This window comes from Micromonospora sp. AMSO1212t (assembly GCF_008868145.1).
Classification (GTDB): Bacteria; Actinomycetota; Actinomycetes; order Mycobacteriales; family Micromonosporaceae; genus Micromonospora; species Micromonospora tulbaghiae.
Map to the genome: position 1 here is coordinate 1 of NZ_WBKS01000224.1, position 4,527 is coordinate 4,527.

General features: G+C 69.8%; 3 protein-coding genes. All 3 read right to left on the reverse strand.

Features of this window, described 5'->3' with window-relative positions:
- On the reverse strand, window positions 1-1,372 hold a 1,372-nt coding region (locus F8279_RS29225), incomplete at its 3' end, for a glycoside hydrolase family 43 protein (RefSeq protein ID WP_151501665.1).
- Window positions 1,373-1,497: 125 nt separating this feature from the next.
- Window positions 1,498-3,927 (reverse strand): ricin-type beta-trefoil lectin domain protein, encoded by a 2,430-nt coding sequence (locus tag F8279_RS29230; RefSeq protein WP_151501664.1) that lies wholly within the window; start codon window positions 3,925-3,927, stop codon window positions 1,498-1,500.
- A 281-nt stretch (window positions 3,928-4,208) separates the two neighbouring features.
- Window positions 4,209-4,527: cellulose binding domain-containing protein (locus tag F8279_RS29235; RefSeq protein ID WP_192580796.1), on the reverse strand; the 319-nt coding region annotated here is incomplete at its 5' end.

Here is a 4,527-nt window from a genome sequence, read left to right on the forward strand (position 1 = left end):
GGGGGGTGGGCGGTGGGGTGCTCCCGGTCGGGCTGAACCGCCAGTGGTCGATGTTGAACAGCGAGCCGCTGCCGCCGGTGAACCGCAGGTAGAGGTCGTGGGTGCCGGTGGCGCCGCTGACCGCGCAGGTCGTGTCGGCCCAGGTCTGCCAGCCGCCGGTGCCGGACACCCGGCAGGTGCCCACCACCGGGCCGCTGGTCCCGTCCAGCCGCAGCTCGATGGTGCCGCCGCTGCCCGCGGAGGCCACCCGGGCGGTGTACGAGGTCGCGCCGGTCCCGAAGGCGACGCCCTTGATCTTGAGGTAGTCGCCGTTGTCGATGAAGCCGACGTTCATTCCGCCGCCGCTGGCCGGCTCGGTCTCCACGCCGGACGCCCAGGCGCTCGTCTCGGCCTCCTGCCGGACGTACGGGTTGAGCGTGCCGATCTGCGGCGCGCCGGTGGTGGTCATGTTGATCGTCGGGATCGAGCCGTCGGCGCCGTAGGAGAACTTCTCCACCGCCACCGACCTGGTGAAACCGCCGCCGCCGGGCAGCGCGCCGTTGTGGTAGAAGAAGTACGAGCCGCCCTTGTAGTCGGTGATCCCGGGGTGGTTGGTGAAGCTGCTGCCCTGGGTGGGCATGACGGTGCCGCGGTACGTCCACGGTCCCAGCGGCCCGGGCGCGGTCGAGTAGGCGATGAACTCCGAGCAGCACTTGGCCGCGAACACCAGGTAGTAGAGCCCGTTGCGCTTGTACACCCACGGACCCTCCTCGTAGAGGGTCGGCCGGTTCGCGTCACCGGTCCGCGCCCCGAAGCCCGCCGCGGTCAGCGGGATCTGGGTCGGGCTGCCCGAGTACGAGATCATGTCCGCGTTCAGCTTCACGTACCACAGGCGGGGATTGCCCCAGTACAGGTACGCCTGGCCGTCGTCGTCGATGAACACGGTCGGATCGATCTCGCCGTTGCTCACCAGCGGGCGCCCGATGGCGTCCCGGAACGGCCCGGTCGGACTGTCCGCCACCGCCACCCCGATGCCCATCTGGCCGGTCGCCCGCACGACCATCGGCACGTACCAGTAGAACTTGCCGTTGCGTTGGACCGCCTGGCCGGCCCACGCGTCCTGCTTGGCCCAGCTGAACGTGGCGAGGCTGAGCGGCGAGCCGTGGTCGGTCCAGTTGACCATGTCGTCGGACGAGTAGACCCGCCACTCCTTCATGGTGAACCAGGTCGAGTTGTCCTCGTCGTGGCCGGTGTAGAGGTAGACCCGGCCGTTGTGGACCAGCGGCGCCGGGTCGGCCGTGTAGATGGTCTGCACGATCGGGTTGTCCGCCCGGGCGGCGGTCGGGTTCAGCCCTCCGGAGATGGCCGGGGCCAGCCCCAGCAGGGCGAGCATGGTCACCGCCAGAGCGAGCCATCGTCTGGTCCGGCGGTCGGTTCTCCATAGCGTTGACGTCACAGGTCATCTCCCGGGGTAGGCCGCGCTGCGGCGGACAGGTGTGGTCGGCGAGGGTCGGGCCGTCACGCCCGGCTCCACTTCTGGCTGTTCGCGCCGGTGCAGGCGGACAGGACGACGGAGGTGCCGTTGCCGGTCCCGCCGCCGTTCGGGCTCAGGCACAGTCCGGACTGGACGCCGGTGATCGTGCCGTCGGTGTTGACGTTCCACTGCTGGTTGGTGCCGCCGTTGCAGTCCCAGATGATGACCCGGGTGCCGGACGAGGTGCCCTGCCCCTCGGCGTCGAGGCACTTGCTCCCGTACACCTGGAGTTGCCGGCCCGACGTCGCCGTCCACTGCTGGTTGGTCCCGCCGTTGCACTCCCACAACGTCACCTGGGTGCCGTTGGTCTGGGACTGGTTCGGCACGTCGAGGCACCGGCTCGAGTTGGGGTTGAGCCACGCGCCGCTCGTACCGCCGGGGTTGCCGCCCGGACCGGCGACCACCGACAGGTTGTCGAACTGCGCGGTCTCGCCCTGGCTGGTGCCGAAGCCGACCTGGCCGGTGCCGAACGTGGAGTCGGTGGCCGTGCCGACCGTCGTGCCGTCGATGGTGGCGGTGATGGTGGTGCCGGAGAAGCCGAGCGCGAGGCTGTGCCAGCGGTTGGTGCCCAGCGCCGCGACGTTCCCGCTGCGCAGCGTGGTGAGCTGCCCGGCGGTGTTGTTGCGCAGGATGGACCACGCGCCGGAGTCGGTGACCCGCAGGAAGTAGGCGTTGTAGCGGCCGATGGGGTCCAGGTTGGTGCTGCCGACGCGGCCCTGGATCTGGGCGTAGCCGGACTGTTCGAGCAGGACGTCGGCGGAGACCGTGTAGTTGCCCCAGCTCAGGTTCCCGCCGTAGGTGGCCGGGTCGGCGAGGGTCTTCCAGGTGATGGGCGCCTGCGCGGACATCTGGCGCAGGCACATGCCGGACCGGCCGCCGCCGCAGCCGACGATCTCGAACGCGCCCTGCATGTCCTGGAGGTACTTCGGGAACCGTCCGTTGGCGTAGCTGTCGAAGTCGTCGCGGTACGGCAGGCCCAGCGAGCCCTGGGCGGGGCTGGTGGCGGTGCCCTTGCCCTGCCCGGTCGTGGTGGTGACGGTGTAGAGGTGACCGGGCTGGGCGGTGAACGAGAACGACCCGCCCGACGGGGTGATGTCCGCGGTGCGGACGAAGAAGTCGTTCGGGTTGGTCGAGTTCAGGTTCGTGGCCCAGATGTGCGCCTGGCCGGTGGACAGCCCGCCGGTGATGTTCATGGTGACCTGCTGGGCCGCTGTGGCGTCCATGGTCTCGACGACCGTGCTGTAGTCGCCGGTGGTGGGCGAGCGCAGCGACACGTAGCTGCCGTTGTTGCGGTTGCCGCCCAGGTAGCCCGAGGCCGAGTCCAGGTAGCGCCAGCCGGGCGCGGTGAACTGGGTGGTGTGCGCCAGCGCCCAGGTGTTCTTGCCGACCGAGTACCAGCCGGACCAGGGCTGGTTGGCCAGGATCAGCCCGACCGTGGACCAGGGCAGGTTCGGCGTGATGGCGGCGATCAGGTCCCAGTTGAGGTAGGCGACCATCCGGCCGTCGATGTAGCCGCGGTTGATGCCGCGGGCCAGGGGCTTGGCGCCGTCGTTGTAGTCCTGGGAGCCGCCCTCGCTGTTCCACAGCGTCTTGCCGGTGGAGGTGGCCGTCGACGAGACGGTGCAGGTGGTCTGCGCGCTGAGGTAGCCGCACGGGTAGTGGCCGCTGAGCACGTCGATGCTGTTGCGCAGCGTGGCGTTGCTGGCGACGGCGTTGGCCGGGCCCCAGCTTCCGGGGTAGTCGTCCCCATAGATGATCTTCACGCCGCTGTAGCCGTTGGCGTTCAGCGCCTGACGCAGGCTGATGGTCCAGTTCGCGTCGGTCCGCTTCTCGTTCTGGGCGGCGGTGATGTAGTCCATGGTCAGGTTGTGCTGCCGCGCGCAGCCCAGCCAGTCCACGAAGTAATTGATCATGTCCTGGGACATGAAGTTGCCGTTGCCGATCCACCCGGGAGCGCCCCACGGCAGGGCCGCCAGCTTGATGGCGGGATTGCGGGCCTTGGCCTGCTCCATGATCCACCATTGGTAGCCGCGGTTGCAGTTGAGATCGCCACGGACGTGCTCGTGGCTCGGCTCGGACCCGCTGGTGGAGTTGGTGTCGCCGCCCATCTCGACCTTGAGGATCTGCAGCGCGGCGCCGTATCCGGGCTTGAACAGGTAGTCCAGGATCTGCCCGCGTTGCGGCTCCGGGTAGTCGATCAGCAGGCGGCTGTTGCCGCCGCCGCCGCTCACCGCGCCCACCCCGTCGAACGTCTGGCCGCCGGAGGCGCCGTTGACGGTGATCGAGGTGGCGGCCTGTGCGGGGCTCGCGGTGAGCGTCAGGCCGCCGCCGGTGGCGGCCAGGGCGAGAGCCAGGGCGGAGATGACGAGACGCGATGGTCCGGATCGGACGGACCGGGGACGGGGGATCACCATGACGGCTCCTCGGGTACGCGCGACCGTCCGGCCGGCGGGGCCGGGTATCGCGAGTTGTGGATGGCCGTCGGTGTAAACGCTAACAAGAGTTGCGCTGCGGTCCCGAGGTGCCGGTGGTGGTGGCCTGCGAGATCGCTGATGTTAGCGCAAACATCGACCAGAGTTAATTAGAGCACATCCCGGCGTCCGGCGGGACCTCGCGTTGTCCCGGCCGGTGCCGGGCCGAGGGCGGCACAGTGCCACCCCCGGCCCGGTACCCCTGTCCGGGGTCGGCGATCCGGTCAGGGACTGGTGCAGCTGACACCGCTGGGCGCGGTGGCCCCGTTGCCGGTGGCGGTGAACCCGAACGTCGTCGAGCCGTTTGCGCCCAACGTGCCGTTGTAGTCGGCGTTGCGGACCGACACCGAGCCGGTGGTGCCCGTGTTGACGCCGTTCCAGAGGCTGCTGATCGCCTGGCCGGAGGCCAGGGTCAGGCGTGCGGTCCAGCCGTTGAGCGTGCTCGCGCCGTTGTTGGCCACCGTGACCTCGGCCTGGAAGCCACCGGGCCAGGTGTTCACGGTCCGGTAGGTCGCGGTGCACGCGCCCGGCTCACCGGTCGGC